General features: G+C 73.2%; 19 protein-coding genes. 13 read left to right on the plus strand and 6 right to left on the minus strand.

Going from position 1 to position 17,877, the window contains the following annotated elements; genetic code table 11:
* Positions 1–85 precede the first annotated feature (85 nt).
* A complete protein-coding gene (locus ABIH81_RS02245) occupies positions 86–679 on the minus strand; it encodes a pentapeptide repeat-containing protein (RefSeq protein WP_349878787.1) in 594 nt (197 codons plus the stop codon).
* Positions 680–744: 65 nt separating this feature from the next.
* On the opposite strand from ABIH81_RS02245, the gene ABIH81_RS02250 reads away from it, so the two are divergent.
* Together ABIH81_RS02250 and ABIH81_RS02255 are read left to right on the plus strand one after the other, a co-directional pair.
* On the plus strand, positions 745–1,977 hold the full coding sequence (locus ABIH81_RS02250) for a serine hydrolase domain-containing protein (RefSeq protein WP_349878788.1): 1,233 nt from the start codon (positions 745–747) through the stop codon (positions 1,975–1,977).
* Positions 1,978–2,031: 54 nt separating this feature from the next.
* Entirely contained in the window at positions 2,032–2,673 is a 642-nt protein-coding gene (locus ABIH81_RS02255; RefSeq protein ID WP_349878789.1) for an NAD(P)H-binding protein, read from the plus strand.
* A gap of 16 nt (positions 2,674–2,689) precedes the next feature.
* Here ABIH81_RS02255 and ABIH81_RS02260 read toward each other — a convergent pair whose 3' ends face one another.
* Positions 2,690–3,154 (minus strand): PPOX class F420-dependent oxidoreductase, encoded by a 465-nt coding sequence (locus ABIH81_RS02260; protein ID WP_349878790.1) that lies wholly within the window; start codon positions 3,152–3,154, stop codon positions 2,690–2,692.
* Positions 3,155–3,186: 32 nt separating this feature from the next.
* Positions 3,187–3,828 (minus strand): hypothetical protein, encoded by a 642-nt coding sequence (locus ABIH81_RS02265; RefSeq protein ID WP_091419014.1) that lies wholly within the window; start codon positions 3,826–3,828, stop codon positions 3,187–3,189.
* A gap of 256 nt (positions 3,829–4,084) precedes the next feature.
* Between ABIH81_RS02265 and ABIH81_RS02270 the strand changes: the two genes are divergently transcribed.
* On the plus strand, positions 4,085–4,864 hold the full coding sequence (locus tag ABIH81_RS02270; RefSeq protein WP_349878791.1) for a D-Ala-D-Ala carboxypeptidase family metallohydrolase: 780 nt from the start codon (positions 4,085–4,087) through the stop codon (positions 4,862–4,864).
* 182 nt (positions 4,865–5,046) lie between these two features.
* On the opposite strand, the gene ABIH81_RS02275 is transcribed toward ABIH81_RS02270, so the two are convergent.
* From ABIH81_RS02275 to ABIH81_RS02285, 3 genes are all read right to left on the minus strand, one after another.
* Entirely contained in the window at positions 5,047–5,565 is a 519-nt protein-coding gene (locus tag ABIH81_RS02275) for a hypothetical protein (RefSeq protein ID WP_349878792.1), read from the minus strand.
* 170 nt (positions 5,566–5,735) lie between these two features.
* On the minus strand, positions 5,736–6,407 hold the full coding sequence (locus tag ABIH81_RS02280) for a response regulator transcription factor (RefSeq protein ID WP_349878793.1): 672 nt from the start codon (positions 6,405–6,407) through the stop codon (positions 5,736–5,738).
* Positions 6,404–7,639, minus strand: coding sequence for a histidine kinase (locus tag ABIH81_RS02285; RefSeq protein ID WP_349878794.1), 1,236 nt, complete (start codon positions 7,637–7,639; stop codon positions 6,404–6,406). Before ABIH81_RS02285 ends, ABIH81_RS02280 begins: the two co-directional genes overlap by 4 nt.
* 132 nt (positions 7,640–7,771) lie before the next feature.
* Here ABIH81_RS02285 and ABIH81_RS02290 point away from each other — a divergent pair, with 132 nt between their 5' ends.
* The 10 genes from ABIH81_RS02290 (at position 7,772) to ABIH81_RS02335 (ending at position 17,868) form a co-directional block, all read left to right on the plus strand.
* Positions 7,772–8,671 (plus strand): ATP-binding cassette domain-containing protein, encoded by a 900-nt coding sequence (locus tag ABIH81_RS02290; RefSeq protein WP_091419001.1) that lies wholly within the window; start codon positions 7,772–7,774, stop codon positions 8,669–8,671.
* A complete protein-coding gene (locus ABIH81_RS02295) occupies positions 8,668–9,453 on the plus strand; it encodes an ABC transporter permease (RefSeq protein ID WP_349878795.1) in 786 nt (261 codons plus the stop codon). Before ABIH81_RS02290 ends, ABIH81_RS02295 begins: the two co-directional genes overlap by 4 nt.
* 2 nt (positions 9,454–9,455) lie before the next feature.
* On the plus strand, positions 9,456–10,157 hold the full coding sequence (locus ABIH81_RS02300) for a hypothetical protein (RefSeq protein WP_349878796.1): 702 nt from the start codon (positions 9,456–9,458) through the stop codon (positions 10,155–10,157).
* A 124-nt stretch (positions 10,158–10,281) separates the two neighbouring features.
* On the plus strand, positions 10,282–11,097 hold the full coding sequence (locus tag ABIH81_RS02305; protein ID WP_349878797.1) for a CDP-alcohol phosphatidyltransferase family protein: 816 nt from the start codon (positions 10,282–10,284) through the stop codon (positions 11,095–11,097).
* Positions 11,094–12,896, plus strand: a complete 1,803-nt coding sequence (locus ABIH81_RS02310) for a sulfatase (RefSeq protein ID WP_349878798.1) — start codon at positions 11,094–11,096, stop codon at positions 12,894–12,896. Before ABIH81_RS02305 ends, ABIH81_RS02310 begins: the two co-directional genes overlap by 4 nt.
* A 13-nt stretch (positions 12,897–12,909) precedes the next feature.
* Positions 12,910–13,665 carry an FkbM family methyltransferase gene (locus ABIH81_RS02315; protein WP_349881275.1) on the plus strand — a complete coding sequence of 252 codons (756 nt, stop codon included), beginning with the start codon at positions 12,910–12,912 and terminating at the stop codon, positions 13,663–13,665.
* A 116-nt stretch (positions 13,666–13,781) separates the two neighbouring features.
* Positions 13,782–14,636 carry an aldo/keto reductase gene (locus tag ABIH81_RS02320; protein WP_349878799.1) on the plus strand — a complete coding sequence of 285 codons (855 nt, stop codon included), beginning with the start codon at positions 13,782–13,784 and terminating at the stop codon, positions 14,634–14,636.
* Positions 14,637–14,745: 109 nt separating this feature from the next.
* A complete protein-coding gene (locus ABIH81_RS02325) occupies positions 14,746–15,729 on the plus strand; it encodes an aldo/keto reductase (protein WP_349878800.1) in 984 nt (327 codons plus the stop codon).
* Between the two features lie 274 nt (positions 15,730–16,003).
* Complete coding sequence (locus ABIH81_RS02330; protein ID WP_349878801.1) at positions 16,004–17,017, plus strand: ATP-binding cassette domain-containing protein; 1,014 nt, start codon at positions 16,004–16,006, stop codon at positions 17,015–17,017.
* On the plus strand, positions 17,014–17,868 hold the full coding sequence (locus ABIH81_RS02335; protein ID WP_349878802.1) for an ABC transporter permease: 855 nt from the start codon (positions 17,014–17,016) through the stop codon (positions 17,866–17,868). Before ABIH81_RS02330 ends, ABIH81_RS02335 begins: the two co-directional genes overlap by 4 nt.
* Positions 17,869–17,877 lie beyond the last annotated feature (9 nt).

Consider the following 17,877-nt stretch of genomic DNA (forward strand, 5'->3'; position numbering starts at 1 on the left):
TGGGGCGGTTAGGGCGGTGGGTCAGTGTCATGCGCCCGATTCTGTCCGCGAAACCTGACAACCGGCGGCATCTTTCCTGACCGGCTCAGCCGACCTGGAAACCGAGCGCCTGGGCCAGCATCACCGCCTGCTCGGCGTCGATCCGCGCGCCGGCGCGCTGCACCGCCGTCGGGTCGAGCGCGGACAGGTCGCTGCCGCGCAGGTCGGCCCGGATCAGCTTGGCCGCGTGCAACTGGGCGCCGGAGAGGTCCACGCCGGTCAGCGTCGCGCCGGTGAGATCGGCGCCGGTCAGGTCGACCTCCCGCATGCGTACGTCGGTGATCCGCGCCCCGCGCAGGTCGGACCCGGCGAGCGTGACGAACGACCAGTCGCCCCGGTCGACCCGCAGCGGGCGCAGGTCGCAGCGGTCGAACGTGCTGCCGACCAGCTTGCAGCCGGTGAACTCGGCCTCGAAGAGGTTGCACTTGCTGAACGAGCACCTGGTGAACGCCGAGTCGGTGTGCCGGGAGGCGTTGAACGCCACATTGCCGAACACGCAGTCGGTGAAGACCGCGCCGCGGCTGACCGCCTCGGTCAGGTCGACGTGGAAGAACTCGCACCGCACGAAGTGCCGGTCGGCCAGCTCCTCGGCGTACCAGTCCTGCTGGCGGTAGGTGACGTCCTCGACCGGCTCCGGCATGTCACCGACCCTAGTGTGGCCGGCAGACACTTCCCGGCTGCGGTACCGGCGGGTAGGTTCGCGTCGTGAGTGTCGCAGTGAGCACCGACCCAGGCCGTGTCGGCTTCGATCCCGCCCGGCTGGCGCGGATCGACGAGCACTTCGCGCGGTACGTCGACGACGGCCGGCTCGCCGGCTGGCAGATCGTCGTCACCCGCCGGGGCGAGGTCGCCCACTCCTCGACGTACGGGCTGCGCGACCGGGAGGCCGGTACGCCGGTCGAGCCGGACACGCTCTGGCGCATCTACTCGATGACCAAGCCGATCACGTCGGTCGCGGCGATGATGCTCTGGGAGGAGGGCCGGATCGAGCTGAACGACCCGGTCAGCCGCTGGCTGCCGGAGTTCGCCGACGTACGCGTCTACGACCGGGGTTCGGTGCTCAAGCCGTACACCGTGCCGGCGGTCGAGCCGATCCGGATCTGGCACCTGCTCACCCACACCGCCGGCCTGACGTACGGCTTCGCCCAGGTCTCGGTGGTCGACGGCCTGTACCGGGCGGCCGGCTTCGACCTCGGCGTGCCGGCGGGTGCGGACCTGGCCGCGGCCTCGGCCGGGCTGGCCCGGCTGCCGCTGCTGTTCCAGCCCGGCACGAGCTGGAACTACGGCGTTTCCACCGACGTGCTGGGCCGCCTGGTCGAGGTGGTCTCCGGGCAGTCGCTGGACGCGTTCTTCGCCGAGCGGATCCTGGGCCCGCTGGGGATGACCGACACCCGCTGGTGGGTGGACGCGGCGGACGCGAAGCGCCTGGCCGCCCTCTACGCCCCGCACCCCGCCACCGGCCAGGCGGTACGCGCCGACGGGGTCGGCCGGGCCGCGCTGGCGGAGCCGACCTGGCACTCCGGCGGCGGCGGGCTGGTGTCCACGGCGGCCGACTACCACCGGTTCACCCAGTTCCTGCTGCGCGGCGGCGAACTGGACGGGGTGCGCCTGCTCGGCCCTCGCACGGTGCGCTTCATGACCCGCAACCACCTGCCCGGCGACCGGGACCTGGCCTCGTTCTCGCCGGAGGGCTTCGCCGAGACGATCCTCGACGGGATCGGCTTCGGGCTGGGCTTCGCGGTGGTGCTCGACCCGGCGCCGTCGCGCGTGCCCAGCAGCGTCGGCGAGTTCTACTGGGGCGGCCTGGCCAGCACCGCGTTCTGGGTGGACCCGGTGGAGGAGGTCACCGCGCTGCTGTTCACCCAGTTGATGCCGTCGAGCACGTACCCGCTGCGCAGCCAGTTGCGCCAGCTCGTCTACTCGGCGCTCGTCGACTGAGCCGGTTCGGCGGAACTCCCGCCGCCCGCCGGTGGGCTGCCTAGCCTGTGAGGCATGAGCGACATCGTCGTGTTCGGCGCCGGCGGGACGGCGGGCTCGCGGATCGCGGCCGAGGCGGTCGAGCGGGGGCACCGGGTGACAGCGGCGGTGCGGCGTCCGGAGGCGGTCGGCTACCTCCCAACCGGCGTACGCACGGTTACCGGCGATGCCACCTCGGCGCGGAGCGTACGCGAACTGGCCGAGGACGCGGACGTGCTGGTGGTGGCCATCGGCGGTGGCGAGCGGGATCTGTGGCGCGACGCCGCGCGGACGCTGGTCGACACGCTGCGTGAGTTGCCGGACCCGCCCCGGGTGATTCACGTCGGCGGCGGCTCGACGCTGCTCACCCCGAAGGGCACCCGCTACCTGGACGAGCCGGACTTCCCGGAGGAGTACCGGGACGCGGCGCACGGGCAGGCCGACGCGCTGGAGTTCTACCGCACCAGCGCCGACGGGGTGACCTGGACGTACGTGTCCCCGCCGCCGCTGGAGTTCCACCCGGGCGAGCGGACCGGCCACTACCGCACCGGCACCGACCACCCGGTGACCGACGCGCAGGGCCGGTCGGTGCTCACCTACGAGGACCTGGCGGTGGCGATCGTCGACGAGATCGAGAATCCCCGGTTCGGCAACACCCGCTTCACCGTCGCGTACTGATCCGGCGCGTACCGATTCAGCCGGCCAGCCGGGCCGGGAAGCCGCCGGTGGCGATCGGACCCCAGGACTCGATCGTGACGCGGATCAGCGACTTGCCCTGCGCGACCATCGCCGACCGGTACTCGTCCCAGTCGGGGTGCTCGCCGGAGATGCTGCGGAAGTACTCGACGAGCGGCTCCAGCGCCTCGGGCAGGTCGAGCACCTCGGCCACGCCGTCGACCTGCACCCACGGGCCGTTCCAGTCGTCGGAGAGCACGCACGCGGAGACGCGCGGGTCGCGGCGGATGTTGGCGACCTTGGCGCGCTCGGGATAGGTGGAGATGACCAGGCGGCCCTCGGCGTCCACGCCGCAGGCCACCGGGGAGGACTGCGGGCGCCCGTCGGAGCGTGTGGTCATCAGCACGACGTGGTGGCGGGGGCGGAGGAACTCGATCAGGGCGTCCCGGTCGACCCGGGTGTTCTTCGCGATGCTGCGTGCCATGCCGTCGGTTCTACCAGGCCGGCCGGTCGATCTCAGCGCGGACGCCCGGCGGCCCGCTGCGCGGTGACCTGTTCCGGCACGCGCGGGCGGGCCGAGGGCCGCCAGGCACGGCCGTTGGCGTAGATCACCCGGAAACCGAGGTACGCGGCGAGCGGCGCCCAGTGCGCCGAGCGCATCCGCACCTCGGCGGCGTTGTGCCGCTGACCGTTCGCGAGCACGTCGAGCAGCACGGTCTCGAAGGCGGCCGACTCGACCCAGTCCACCTCGCGGGTGAAGCCGCAGATCAGCGCCGCGCCGGTGACGTCGAGGAACTCACGCAGCGTGGCGTCGGAGGCGCGCAGCACCGAGCAGCTGCCGAAGTAGAGACGGCGGCCCTCGCAGCGGCCGGCCATCCGCTCGGCCACGTCCGACAGCTCGACCGAGTCCCAGTCGGTGAGGCAGAGCCGGCTCGGCTCGCCGTGCATCGCGAAGAAGCCCACCCGGTGATCCGCGTACTGCTTGAGCAGCCACCGGTCGACGAAGTAGAACAGCTCGTCGCGGGTCGCCGCGTCCTTGTGGATGTAGCGGATCCGGCCGAGCCGTTCGAGCAGGTCGAGCGTGGGCAGGACGGATCCTCGTTCGTTGAGGTCGCGATGCCACTGCCCCTCGACGCAGAACACGCCGCCACGCGCCAACGCCCACCTCCCCGCCCGTCGAGGTCGCCGCCCGGGTCCGGGAGCAGACGTTACCGCTCACCTCCGACGGGCGACACTCGGCGGGCGTTCGCAAACAGGCACTATTCACAGCCGATATTCAGCAACCGCCCGAAGTGAGAACAATTCTCGCTAATCACCACGAAGAATGCTCGCACCTGTCACGGTGAGAGAGACGGGACGTACCGGTCGATGTGCCCGTCCAACCCCAGTTCCGCTCTGACATCGGGAGGACTCTGTGCGCGTCAACACCCTGAAGCGGGCGGCGGTCGCGTTCGCGCTGGCCCTGCCCGGGGCCGCCGTGGCGACCGTCGTGGCCGCGCCACCGGCGCACGCCGACGGCTGCTACACCTGGAACCGGACGCTGTCCCAGGGAAGCTCCGGCGCCGAGGTCCGTCAGCTCCAGATCCGGGTGGCCGGCTGGGCCGCGTACGGCGGCATCGTCCGGATCGACGGCGTGTACGGCCCGGAGACGGCCGCCGCGGTCAAGCGCTTCCAGGCCGCGTACGGGCTGCGCGCCGACGGCGTGGCCGGACCGCAGACGTTCGCCAAGATCTACGACCTGCAGAAGGACAGCGACTGCACGCCGAAGCACTTCAGCTACGCCGAGATGGACAACGGCTGCGGCAAGGGCGGGTGGGCCGGGGGTCCGCTCTCGTCGTCGGCCACCCGGCAGAACGCGCTGCGCACCATGTGGAAGCTGGAGGCGCTGCGGCGCAGCCTCGGCGACAAGCCGCTCTACGTGACCAGCGGGTTCCGCAACATCGCCTGCAACCGGCAGGTCGGCGGCGCCGCGGACAGCCAGCACCTCTACGGGAACGCGGCCGACCTGATCGCCAAGCACCGCAGCCTCTGCGACATCGCCCGATCCGCCCGTGACCAGGGCTTCAGCGGCATCTACGGGCCCGGCTACCCGGACCACGACGACCACACGCACGTGGACTCGCGGCGGGAGAACAACCGGGACAAGACGTCGAACACCAGGGACTGGTCCGCCCCGGACTGCGGGGTCGAGTGACGCGGTGACGGCGGCCCGGCACGGGGGTGGGGGCTCCCCGGCCGGGCCGCCGCCGGCATGCTCCGGCGCGACCGACACCGCTCCGCGACGGGGCGTCGGCGCGACCGGAACCGGGTGCCGGGCGTCAGCTCACCCGGGCCGGCGGGCCCGGGGGCGGTCGGCCCGGAACCGGGCGGCGGGAGTCAGCTCGCCCGGGGCCAACGGGGCCGGGCGGTGGGAGCCGACCGTCCGGCGACGGGCCGCAGGCCGGGCCGCACCGGCGGCGCGGCGACCCGCGGGACCGGACCGCGCGCCGCCTGGGCCGCGGCGGCGGGGCGCGCGACCTGACCGGGTACGCCCGGCCGACCCGCCTGACCGGCCGGGCGGCCGACCTGCCCGGGCGCCGGACGGGCGCCGGACGGCCCGGTCAGCACGAACGGGAAGGGCACGTGCACGAACGGGTTGCCGTGCCGGATCAGCGCGTCGATCTGACGGTCGTTGAGACCGTGTGTCTCCAGCACCCGTCGGCCCCAGCGATGCAACCGGCAGGGGAACGACGACCCGTCGTTGCGGCACTTCGGCCCCGCGGGCCACTCCTCGGCGGCGTGCACCACCACCGCCCGGACCGCGAGGCGGACGTCCTCGGGGGTCAACGGCGCCGGTACCGGCACCTCGCCCAGGATCTGGTCGATGGGATCCGTCGACTGCTCACCAACTCGCACGGCAGGCCTCCCGCAGCTCGGCAGCGGTACGGCGGAACGGCCGCACCACATCCTCGACCACTGGTACGGCCCGGAAACGGCAGCAGTTCAATCCCGCCACGCGGCGAGCAGTTCGGCGGGCCCGAGCACCGTGACACCGTCCCCGCCTTGTCGGCCGGCAGGAGACTCAGTCAGACCAGGCCGGCGTCCTGGACCAGCAGGGCCACCTGCACCCGGTTGTTCAGGTCGAGCTTCGTCAGCAGCCGCGACACGTACGCCTTCACCGTCGCCACGCTCATGAACAGCTCGGCGGAGATCTCCGCGTTGGTCCGGCCCCGGCCGAGCAGCACCGCGACCTCCCGTTCCCGCTCGGAGAGCCCGTCGAGCAGCCGTACCGCCCGCTCCCGCTTCGGGTCCGGGCCGGGCACCGGCGCGGTGCCGGTGACGTGCGCGATGAGCTTGCGGGTCACCGCCGGGGACAGAGTCGCCTCCCCCGCCGCGACCCGGCGTACCGCGGCCACGATCTCGGCCGGCGGGGTGTCCTTGAGCAGGAAACCGCTCGCCCCGGCGCGCAGCGCCCGCAGCACCTGCTCGTCGGCGTCGAAGGTGGTCAGCACCAGCACCTCGGGCGCGTCCGCAGTGGCACGCAGCGCCTCGGTGGCGGCCAGCCCGTCGACCCGGGGCATCCGGATGTCCATCAGCACCACGTCCGGGGCGTACGCGGCCACTGCCGCCGGCACCTCGGCGCCGTCGGTGGCCTCGCCGACCACCGCCAGGTCGGGTACGCCGCCGAGGATCATCGACAGCGCGCCGCGGACCAGCGGGTCGTCGTCGACGATCAGCACCCGCACCGGTGCGCTCACTGCGCCGCCCAGGGCAGCCAGGCGGTCAGCCGGAACCCACCGTCGGCGTCCCGCCCGTGTTCGAGGCGGCCACCGGCGAGCGTGACCCGCTCCGCGATCCCGACCAGCCCGGTGCCGGTGCCGGGAATCGCGGTGGGCGACGCGCCCACCGGCCACGGGTTGTGGATCTCCACCGCCAGCCCGTCCCCCGGGTCGCCGGCGAGCCGGACCGTCACCACCGCGCCTGGTGCGTGCTTGCGGGCGTTGGTCAGCCCCTCCTGCACGATCCGGTACGCGCTGCGCCCGATCGCCGCGGGCACCGCCTCCGGCTCGGCCACCTCGTCCACCACCGTGACCCGTACCCCGGCGTCGCGGCTCTCGGCGACGAGCGCGGGCACGTCGCCGAGCGTGGGCTGCGGCCGTTCCGGCGTGGCCTCGGAGCCGGCCTCGGCCCGCAGCACGCCGATCACCTCGCGCAGGTCCTGGAGCGCGGCGTGCGCGCTGGCCCGGATCACCCCGGCCGCCCTCGCAACCTCCTCCGGCGGCGCGTCCGGCCGGAACTCCAGCGCGCCCGCGTGCAGGCTGAGCAGGGAGATCCGGTGGGCGAGCACGTCGTGCATCTCCCGGGCGATCCGGCCGCGTTCGAGTTGCCGGGCCTGGTCGAGCCGGAGCTGCTGCTCGGCCTCGGCCCGCTCGGCCCGATCACGCAGGGACAGCACCAGCTGGCGGCGGGCCCGGACGAACAGCGCCCACGCCATCACCACGCCGATGAACAGCCCGGTCCACACCAGTGACGCCCAGAACGGCATCGCCGGGTCGGGCCGGACGGCGAGGTAGACCGGCAGGCTCAGCAGGTTCCAGCCCACCAGGGCCAGGCCCAGCGGCAGCGGCCGGTGGACCAGGACGGTGAACGTGATGACCAGCAACGCGACGCCTGCGGTGACCGAGAAGAACACGAGCGGCGCGGTGGCCACCGCCAGCCCGACCGGCCAGCGCCGGCGCAGCCAGAGCGCACAGCTGACCAGCAGGCCGATCAGCAGGTCGACCTCCTCCAGCCAGGCCGGACCGGCGTTGAGCCCGAACTCCGGGGTGGCGCTGGTGACGTCGCCGTGGGCGAGGAGCACCCAGAGCAGCGAGGCCACGAACAGCACGCTGTCCACGAACCAGTCCCGTGGGGTCCGCCGCGGGGCGCGGGTGGGCACGAGGGAACCCGGCAGGAGCCAGGGATGATCGGGTACGGCGGCGCTGGTCACCAGTCCATGCTAGGAAGCCGTCCGGACCGGCTACCAGCTACCAAAGTCGACGCCTGCGGTGAACCGAGGTCGACGGCGGGGCCGACCGCCGGCCGCAGCGCGTGGCCGGGTGGCCCCGGCAGGCTCGACGGCATGATCGAAGTCGACCAGCTCACCAAGCGGTACGGCCCGCACACCGCCGTCGAGGACGTCACGTTCCGGTGCGAACCGGGCTCGGTGACCGGTTTCCTCGGGCCGAACGGGGCCGGGAAGTCCACCACGATGCGGATGATCTGCGGGATGACGCCGCCCACCTCGGGCGGCGCCACCGTCGGCGGCCGCCCCTACCGGCAGCTGCCCAATCCCGGGCGGGAGATCGGCGTGCTGCTCGACGCCTCGGCGCAGCACGCCGGGCGGACCGGGCGGGAGACGCTCACGCTCGCCGCCCGCACGATGGGCGTCGACCGGGGGCGGGTGGCGGCGGCACTCGACCAGGTCGGGCTGAACGACACCGCCGCCCGGCGCCGCGTCGGCGCGTACTCCCTGGGCATGCGGCAGCGGCTCGGCCTGGCGCTGGCGCTGCTGGGCGACCCCCGGGTCCTGATCCTGGACGAGCCGGCCAACGGCCTCGACCCGGAGGGGATCTTCTGGATGCGCGGCCTGCTGCGCGACTTCGCCGACCGGGGCGGCACGGTGCTGCTCTCCTCGCACCTGCTGCGCGAGGTGGAGGCGGTGGCCGACCGGCTGGTGGTGATCGGCGGCGGCCGGGTGGTCGCCCAGGGCGGCAAGGACGAGCTGCTCGCCGGTGCCGGCACGCTCGTCCGCGCCCGCGACGCGCACGCCCTGCGCCTGACGCTGGAGCGGGCCGCGCTGCCGGCCACCGCCGGCACCGACGGCGGCTTCGTCGTCCGGGCCGAGCCGGGCGAGGTCGGTCAGGCCGCGGCGGACGCCGGACTGGTCCTCACCGAGCTGCGCCCGGCCGGCAGCGGCGGCCTGGAACAACTCTTCCTCACCCTCACCGCCGGCGCGTCGACCAAGGAGGCCGTCCGATGACCACCGCCACCCGCACCCCCGCGCCGCCGCGTCCCGAGGCCGCCGTCGCCGGACCGACGCTGGCCCGGCTGACCTCGGTGGAGCTGCGCAAGCTCGCCGACACCCGGGCCGGACGCTGGTTGCTGATCACGATCGGCCTGATCGCGGCCGTGATCGTGGTGGTGCAGCTGTTCGTCCTCGACGCGCCGGACCAGACGTTCACCGCGTTCTTCACGCCGTCGCTGCTGCCGGTCGGGCTGCTGCTGCCGGTCCTTGGCATCCTCTCCATCACCGGCGAGTGGTCGCAGCGCAGCGCGCTCACCACGTTCGCGCTGGTGCCCCGCCGGGAGCGGGTGATCGTCGCCAAACTCGCCGCGGTGGTGCTCGCCGCGCTCGCCTCGGTGCTCGTGAGCCTGGCGGTCGCCGCCGTCGGCACGCTCGCCGCCGGCGCCACCGGCGGGGCGGGGGCCTGGACGTTCGACTGGCAACTGCTGCCGCACGCGGCCGTGTTCCAGGTGGTGAACGTGCTGATGGGCGCCGGTTTCGGTCTGCTGTTGCTGAACACGCCGCTGGCGATCGTCGCCTACCTGCTGCTGCCCACCGTGTGGAGCCTGCTGTCCGCGATGATCTCCGCGCTGCGTGAGCCGGCCCGCTGGCTGGACACCTCGCTCACCATGGAGCCGCTGCTCGGCGCCGAGATGACCGGCGGGCAGTGGGGCCGGCTCGGCGTCTCGCTGGTCGTCTGGATGCTCCTGCCGCTGGCCGCCGGCCTGGTCCGCACCATGCGCCGCGAGGTGTCCTGACCGTGGCCGCCCGGCAACCCGGCGACGACGTCGTGGTCGACGGCGGACGCGGCGAGCTGGTGCTGTTCTGGGCGGGGTTCCCGCTGATCGGGGCGGGGCTGGGTGCCGGGCTGACCGCGCTGTCCGGCTGGATCGCCGGGCTGGCGTGGTTCCCGTTCCAGGGCCTGTTCGAGCTGCTCGACCGGTGGCCGGACGAGCGGGCGTACCCGGTCGGGGCCGGGGTGGGCCTGCTCTGCGGCCTGTTCCTGGCGGTGGTGGCGGTCCGTGAGCGGCTGACCGTCACGGTCGGCCACCGATCGGTACGGCTGCACCGCGACGGGCACGGCCGGGACCTGGCCCGCGCCGACGTGGCGGGGGTGTTCGTCGACGGCAAGGCGCTGGTGCTGCTGGACACCGCCGGTGGCGAGCTGGCCCGGGAGAAGTCCGACCTGGACGCCGAGCGGTTGCGCGCGGCGTTCACCCGGCAGGGCTGGCCGTGGACCGGCCAGGATCCGCACCGGGACGCGTACCGGCGCTGGGTGGAGGGGCTGCCCGGCCTGCCGCCCGGCGCGGACGCCCTGCTGCGCGCCCGGCAGCGGGCGCTCGACGGCGGCCACGACGCCGAGACCCGGGAACTGCACGGGGAGCTGGCCCGGCTCGGCGTCGTGGTCCGCGACGAGGGCAAACGGCAGTACTGGCGGCTGGTCACCGGCCCGGCCCGCTGACCGCCCGCCACCCCGCCGGCCGACGTGACATGCCACATCCGCTGGCGCGTTTCCGGCATCAGAACGAACTGTTCGGGCATGTTCTCCGTACACAGGTGTGGTTCGTGACGTCTACCTCGGAGGCATGGTGTCCGCACTTCGTACTGATCCATTCGCGGGGGCGATTCTCCAGGTCGGCGTACTCGCGGCCCTGGCCGGCACGGTCGGCCTGAGCGCGTACGGCTGGCTGGCCGGTCTGCTCTTCGGGGTGGTGATGGTCGCGGCGCTCGGATACGGGCTGCGCCGCTCGGGTGCGGACCGGCTCGGGCCGGCCGACTGGGTGACGCTCACCCGGGCGACGCTGGCCGGCGGGGTGGCCGCGTTGACTGTCGACTCGTTCCGCGAGCCGATCGTGGTGCCGGTCCTGGTCGTGCTGAGCGCCGTGGCGCTCTCCCTCGACTGGGTCGACGGGCAGGTGGCCCGCCGTACCGGCACGGTGAGCGCGCTGGGCGCCCGGTTCGACATGGAGGTCGACTCCTTCCTCGTCCTGGTCCTCTGCGGGTACGTCGCCGACCAGGTGGGCGCCTGGGTGCTGATGATCGGCGCGATGCGGTACGTCTTCGTCGCCGCCGGCTGGGTGCTGCCGTGGATGCGCGGCTCGCTGCCGCCGCGCTACTGGCGCAAGGTCGTCGCCGCCACGCAGGGCATCGCGCTGGCGGTGGTGGCGGCGGGCGTCCTGCCCCGGCTGCCGGCCGTCGCGGTGCTTCTCGGCGCGCTCGCGCTGCTCGTCGAGTCGTTCGGCCGAGACGTCGGCTGGCTGTGGCGGCACCGCGTCCGGCCGGCGCCGCGCGCACTCCCGGCCGCGCCGGTCTCCCCCGCGCCGGCGGGTCACCGGCCCGAGTGGACGCCGGGCGTGCGGATCGCGCGCCGGCCCGCCGAGGTCGGCGGGCGGCACCGGTGACCGACAAGTCCCGCCGGGCGGACGGCGACGACGCCCCGGACGCCACCGCGAGCGAAGGCACGACGACCGACGGCACGACGGCCGAGAGCGACCGCGCCACGAGCGACCGTGCCACGTCCGACGCCGGCCCGGTCGACCGCGCCCCCGACGACACCGTGGCCGGGGACGACGGCATCTCGGCGTCCGGCGGACGGCGGTTCCGGCGGGTGCTCGCCGCGACCGTCACCGCGCTCGCCGCCGCGCTCGTGCTGGTGGCGCTGGTCGCGCCGAGCGACGTCAACCGGTTCAGCCCCGGCGCGTTCCTGCGCATCCCGGTGGAAGGGCTGATCGCCGTCGCCCTGCTGCTGGTCCTGCCGGCACGTCCGCGCCGGGTGGTGGCCACGATTCTCGGCGCGCTGCTCGGCCTGGTCCTCGTCCTCAAGGTCACCGACCTCGGGTTCTCGCTGGTCCTGGACCGCCCCTTCGACCTGATCGCCGACTGGACGTTCCTCGGCGCGGGCGCGGAGTTCCTGTCCGAGTCGTACGGTCGCACCGCCGAGGTGGGCACGGTGGCGCTCGCGGTGGTCGCCGTCCTCGCCGTACCGGTGCTGGTGACGCTGTCGGTGCGGCGGCTGACCCGGGTCGTGGCCGGCCACCGGGTGGTGACCGCGCGGACGACCACCGCGTTCGCCGCCGCCTGGGTGGTCTGCGCCGTGCTCGGCGCGCAGATCGTGCCGGGCGTCCCGGTCGCCGCCGACACGGTGGCGGCCGGTCTCTACGACCGGGCCCGACAGGTACGGGCGGGCCTCAACGACCAGGAGACGCTCAACACGCAGCTCTCCGGCGACCCCTTCCAGAACGTGCCGGGCGAGCAGCTGCTGACCGCGTTGCGCGGCAAGGACGTGCTGTTCACGTTCGTGGAGAGCTACGGCCGGGTCGCGCTGGAGGATCCGGACCTCGCGCCGGAGGTGGACGCCGTCCTGGACGAGGGAACCCGGCAGTTGCGCGCGGCCGGATACGGCAGCCGCAGCGCGTTCCTCACCTCGTCCACCACCGGCGGCGGGAGCTGGCTCGCGCACGCCACGCTGATGAGCGGCATCCGGGCGGACAACCAGTTGCGCTACACCAACCTGGTCCGCAGCGACCACCTGACCCTCAACGGCGCGTTCAAGCGCGCCGGATGGCGGACCACGCTGGTCATGCCGGCGCTCACCCGGGCCTGGCCGGAGGCCGACTTCTTCTCCCCCGACCAGGTGTACGGCGTGAAGGAACTCGGCTACCGGGGGCCGCTGTTCAGCTTCTCCTCGCCGCCGGACCAGTACACGCTGTCGACGTTCCAGCGCCGCGAACGCGGACCCGGGCACGCCCCGGTGATGGCCGAGATCCCGCTGCTGTCCAGCCACATCCCGTGGACGCCGGTACCGCCGCTGGTCGACTGGGACGACGTCGGCGACGGCTCGGTGTACAAGGGGACCGCGCGCGCCGACCGCTCGGCGGAGGGCACCCGGGAGGCGTACCGGCGTGCCGTGGTCTACTCGCTGCGCACGCTCATCTCCTATGTGCAGCGGTACGGCGACGAGAACCTGGTGCTCGTGTTCCTCGGCGACCACCAGCCGGCCCGCGCGGTCACCGGTGAGGGCGCCGGCAAGGACGTGCCGATCACAGTCGTCGCGAAGGACCCGGCCGTGCTCGACCGGATCGCCGGGTGGGGCTGGCAGGACGGCCTCAACCCCGACCCGCAGGCCCCGGTCTGGCCGATGGAGTCGTTCCGCGACCGGTTCCTGCGGGCGTTCGGACCGCAGTCCACCACTCACAGTTAGGGATGTCGTGACGATGCTCGCGCGGGCCTGGGGGATCACCCGTTCCCTGGCCGTCTACCACGGTCAGCCGGCCAAGCACCGGCGTGCCCGGCAGCTCTACGGGCAGTTCCTCTCCCCCGGCGACCTCGGCTTCGACATCGGCGCCCACGTCGGCGGCCGGGTGCGTACCTGGCGGCGGCTGGGCGCCCGGGTGGTCGCGGTCGAGCCGCAGCCGGACTGCCTGCGGGTGCTGCGCCTGGGCTTCGGGCGGGACGCCGACGTGATCATCGAACCGACAGCGGTCGGGGCGCGGTCCGGGAGTGCGCGGCTGGAGCTGTCCAGCGCGACGCCGACGGTGTCCACCATGTCGTCGTCGTGGATCGAGTCGGTCACCGCCGACCCGAGCTTCGCCGGGGTCCGCTGGGACCGGTCGGTCGAGGTGCCCGTGGTGACGCTGGACGACCTGATCGCGCGGCACGGCGTACCGGCGTTCTGCAAGGTCGACGTCGAGGGCTTCGAGGTCGACGTGCTGACCGGGCTCAGCCATCCGGTGCGCGGGTTGTCCTTCGAGTACCTGCCGCCCGCGCACGACGCCGCGCTGGCCGCGTTGGAGCTGGTGGAACGGCTGGGCGCGACGGCGGGCGGCTACCGCTACAACTACTCGCCGGTGGAGACCATGCGGTTCGCGAGCGATCGATGGCTGGACGCGGCCGAGCTGGTGCGCCTGCTGGAGACGTACCGCCCGGCCGGTCGCTCCGGCGACGTCTACGCGCGGCTGGCGGCCTCCTGACGTAGCGGGACGCGTGAGGAAGCGTGGCGAGCGGGTAGAGACATCCGGTTGGCACGGCCGGGGGCGGCCGGCACGGACGCGCCCCCGGGCAGCACACGATCGGAGATGAGGCTCTCATGGCCCAGAACGGCATTCCGGACATCGCACTCAACGACGGCAACACCATCCCGCAGCTCGGCTTCGGCGTCTTCCAGATCGAGCCGAAGGACACCGCCCGGGCGGTCGGCACCGCGCTCGAGGTCGGCTACCGGCACGTCGACACCGCCCAGATGTACGGCAACGAGGCCGAGGTGGGTCAGGCGCTGCGCGCCTCCGGGCTGGACCGCGGCGAGGTCTTCGTCACCAGCAAGCTGAACAACGGCTTCCACCGCCCGGACGACGCCCGCAAGGCGTTCGAGCAGTCGCTGCGGGAGCTGAAGTTCGACTACCTCGACCTGTTCCTGATCCACTGGCCGCTGCCCACCCGCTACGACGGCGACTTCGTCTCCACCTGGAAGGTGCTGGAGGATCTGCAGCGCGAGGGCACCGTGCGGTCGATCGGCGTGTCCAACTTCCAGGTCGCGCACCTGGAGCGGCTGTCCGCCGAGGCGGACGTGGTGCCGGCGGTCAACCAGGTCGAGGCGCACCCCTACTTCGGCAACGAGGAGGTGCGGGCGTACGACAAGGCGCACGGCGTCGCCACCGAGGCGTGGTCGCCGATCGCGCAGGGCAAGGTGCTCGGCGACCCGACAGTCGTCGACATCGCCGAGCAGGTCGGCCGGACCCCGGCCCAGGTGGTGCTGCGCTGGCACGTGCAGCGCGGCGACATCGTCATCCCGAAGTCGACCACGCCGAAGCGGATCGAGGAGAACTTCGCGATCTTCGACTTCACGCTCGACGACACCGCGATGGAGCGGCTCACCTCGCTGGACCGGGGCGAGGCCGGACGGACGGGCCCGAACCCGGACGAGTTCGACTACATCCCGAGCTGAGCAGCCACGCGTCGGAGGGGCCCCGGAAGACCGGGGCCCCTCCGCTCGTTGACTTCGCGCGCACTCGAAGGGGCAGGGTGACCGGCAAAGCTCCGACGGGGAGGAAGACATGCGCTACCGCACCATCGGCACCGACCCGGCCACCCGCCGCGAGGTCAGTGTGCTCAGTCTCGGCGCGATGCTGTTCGGCACCGCCACCGACGAGGCCACCTCGTTCGCCATCCTCGACCGGTACGTCGAGGCGGGCGGCACCTTCATCGACACCTCGGACAACTACGCCTTCTGGCACAACGGGGGCCAGGGTGGCGAGAGCGAGGAACTGCTCGGCCGCTGGCGGCGCAGCCGCGGGATCGGCGGCGAGGTGGTCATCGCCACGAAGCTCGGCGCCCGGCCGCTCGCGCCGGGCACCAGTTACGTGGACAACCCGGAAGGGCTGTCGGCCAAGGTGATCCGCGAGTCCGCCGAGCGCAGCCGGGAGCGCCTCGGCGTCGAGCGGATCGACCTGCTCTACGCCCACATCGAGGACCGGACGATCCCGGTGCGGGAGACCGTGGAGGGCTTCGCCGAGCTGGTCGCCGAGGGCACGGTCGGGCTGCTGGGCGCCAGCAACCACCGCGCCTGGCGGGTCGAGCGGGCCCGCGCGCTCGCCGCCGCGGCCGGCCTGCCCGGGTACGAGGTGCTCCAGTACCACCGCAGCTACCTGCCCCGGCGTCTGGACGTGCCGAGCGAGCTGGACCCGGACGGCGACGTCGGCTGGGCCGGCCCCGACCTGCTCAGCTACCTGCGTACGGAGCCGCAGCTCACGCTGGTCGCGTACTCGCCACTGCTGAAGGGCGCGTACGTCCGGCCGGAGCGGCTCGGCGAGGAGTACGTGCTGCCCGCCACCCCGGCCCGGCTGGCGGCGCTGCGGTCGGTGGCCGCCGAGACCGGCGCCACCGTGAACCAGGTGGTGCTGGCCTGGCTGATGGGCGGGGACATCCCGTCCGTCCCGCTCGTCGGTTTCTCCTCGGTGGCGCAGCTGGAGGAGAGCCTGGCCGCTGTCGATCTGGAGCTGACCGCCGAGCAGCGGACCCGGCTGGACTCGGCACGCTGACCGGCGCCGGGCCGGGTAGCCTGTGCGCCACCCGGCCCGTGCTGTCCGCGATCGGTCACCTGGCGGGCTGCCGCGGGAACGGTCATGACCCCGCCTACCTCCCGTACCGGCCACCGTCGGCCGGGGATCGGCGCCGCCAGATCGGATCTGGCGGGCCGTCTGGCGCCTTCCGGGTGAGGCCGGCACGACTACGGCTTTCCGGCCTCGTTGAACAGGCGATCGGTCTGGCGGCACGCCGCCTGTCGAGGACACCGACGAGGAGAGGTAGCGATTCATGAGCAACCGGAACACCGGCCTGGCCGTCGAGGCCGAGGGCCTGGTCCGGTCCTTCGGTTCGACCCGGGCACTCGACGGGCTGGACCTGCGGGTTCCCGCCGGCACCGTCTACGGCGTGCTCGGCCCGAACGGCGCCGGGAAGACCACCGCCGTACGGGTGCTGGCGACGCTGTTGCGCCCGGACGGCGGCACGGCCCGGGTCTTCGGGCACGACGTGGTGCGTGACGCCGACGCGGTGCGCGCCCGGGTGAGCCTGACCGGCCAGTACGCCTCGCTGGACGAGGACCTGACCGGCGCGGAGAACCTGGTCCTGCTGGGCCGGCTGCTCGGGCTGGGCCGGGCGGGCGCCCGGGACCGGGCCGAGCAGCTGCTCGCCGCGTTCGGGCTGACCGAGGCGGCGGGACGGCAGGTGAAGAAGTACTCCGGCGGGATGCGGCGGCGCATCGACATCGCCGCGAGCATCCTCAACACCCCGGATCTGCTGTTCCTCGACGAGCCGACCACCGGGCTGGACCCGCGCAGCCGCAACCAGGTGTGGGCGATCGTGCGGGCGGTGGTGGCGTACGGCACGACGGTGCTGCTGACCACGCAGTACCTGGACGAGGCGGACCAGCTCGCCGGCCGGATCGCTGTGGTCGACCACGGCCGGGTGATCGCGGAGGGCACCCCGGGCGAGCTGAAGGCGTCGATCGGCGCGGGCAGCGTCCACATCCGGCTGCGTGATCCGGAGCAGCGGCCGCAGGCCGAGCAGGTGCTGCGGGCGTCGCTCGGCGTACCGGTGCAGCTCGCCGCGGACCCGGCGGCGCTGACCGCCCGTGTCGGCGAGCACGGCACCGACCTGGAGGCCGGTACGCAGGCGGCGCGGGCGCTCGGCGAGCTGGCCGCCGCCGGCATCGTGGTGGACGACTTCTCCCTCGGCCAGCCCAGCCTGGACGAGGTCTTCCTGGCCCTGACCGACCACCCGGCCGTCCCGGCGGACGAGCGGGACGACGAACTGGAGGCGGCGCGATGAGCGACACCGCGATCACCACCGGGCGGGCGCCGTCCGTCTACATGCCGTCCACCGAGGCGCTGGCCACAGTGCTCGCCCCGGCCGAGCGGCCGGCCCGGCCCAGCGCGCTGTCGGCGTCGCTGACGTTCGGCTGGCGCGCGCTGCTGAGGATCAAGCACGTGCCGGAGCAGCTGTTCGACGTGACGGCGTTCCCGATCATCATGGTGCTGATGTTCACGTACCTGTTCGGTGGCGCGCTCGCCGACAGCCCGCGTGCGTACCTCCAGTTCTTCCTGCCCGGCATCATGGTCACGAGCGTCGTGATGATCACCATGTACACCGGGATCGGGCTGAACAGCGACATCGAGAAGGGCGTCTTCGACCGGATCCGTACGCTGCCGGTCTGGCGGCCGGCTGCGCTCGTCGGGATGATCTTCGGCGATGTGCTGCGCTACGTCCTGGCCGCCGTGGTCATCCTCACCGTGGGTGTGGTGCTCGGCTTCCGTCCCGACGGCGGGCTGCTCGGGGTGCTGGCCGGAATCGGGCTGCTGGTTATCTTCTCGTTCGCGTTCTCCTGGGTGTGGACGTTCTTCGGCCTGGTGCTGCGCAGCGAGAAGTCGGTGATGGGTACCAGCATGATGGTGCTGTTCCCGCTGACGTTCCTGAGCAACGTGTTCGTCGACCCGTCCACCATGCCCGGCTGGCTGCAGGCGTTCGTCAAGGTCAACCCGATCACCCAGCTCGTGACCTCGGTCCGCGGGGCGATGGCCGGCTCGATGGACGGCCCGAGCACCATGTGGATGCTGCTCTGGAGCGCCTTCTTCGTGGTCGTCTTCGGCACGCTGACGATGTACCGCTACAACCGCCGCTGACGTGACGAC

This window comes from Micromonospora sp. HUAS YX12 (assembly GCF_040215685.1).
Lineage (GTDB): Bacteria > Actinomycetota > Actinomycetes > Mycobacteriales > Micromonosporaceae > Micromonospora > Micromonospora tulbaghiae.

Bases quoted from the DNA above. Each gene is read 5' to 3' on its own strand.
- ABIH81_RS02325 (WP_349878800.1), top strand. From the start codon at position 14,746: ATGCGCTACCGCACCATCGGCACCGACCCGGCCACCCGCCGCGAGGTC.
- ABIH81_RS02255 (WP_349878789.1), top strand. From the start codon at position 2,032: ATGAGCGACATCGTCGTGTTCGGCGCCGGCGGGACGGCGGGCTCGCGG.
- ABIH81_RS02330 (WP_349878801.1), top strand. From the start codon at position 16,004: ATGAGCAACCGGAACACCGGCCTGGCCGTCGAGGCCGAGGGCCTGGTC.
- ABIH81_RS02260 (WP_349878790.1), bottom strand. From the start codon at position 3,154: ATGGCACGCAGCATCGCGAAGAACACCCGGGTCGACCGGGACGCCCTG.
- ABIH81_RS02295 (WP_349878795.1), top strand. From the start codon at position 8,668: ATGACCACCGCCACCCGCACCCCCGCGCCGCCGCGTCCCGAGGCCGCC.
- ABIH81_RS02245 (WP_349878787.1), bottom strand. From the start codon at position 679: ATGCCGGAGCCGGTCGAGGACGTCACCTACCGCCAGCAGGACTGGTAC.
- ABIH81_RS02305 (WP_349878797.1), top strand. From the start codon at position 10,282: ATGGTGTCCGCACTTCGTACTGATCCATTCGCGGGGGCGATTCTCCAG.
- ABIH81_RS02320 (WP_349878799.1), top strand. From the start codon at position 13,782: ATGGCCCAGAACGGCATTCCGGACATCGCACTCAACGACGGCAACACC.
- ABIH81_RS02315 (WP_349881275.1), top strand. From the start codon at position 12,910: ATGCTCGCGCGGGCCTGGGGGATCACCCGTTCCCTGGCCGTCTACCAC.
- ABIH81_RS02335 (WP_349878802.1), top strand. From the start codon at position 17,014: ATGAGCGACACCGCGATCACCACCGGGCGGGCGCCGTCCGTCTACATG.
- ABIH81_RS02290 (WP_091419001.1), top strand. From the start codon at position 7,772: ATGATCGAAGTCGACCAGCTCACCAAGCGGTACGGCCCGCACACCGCC.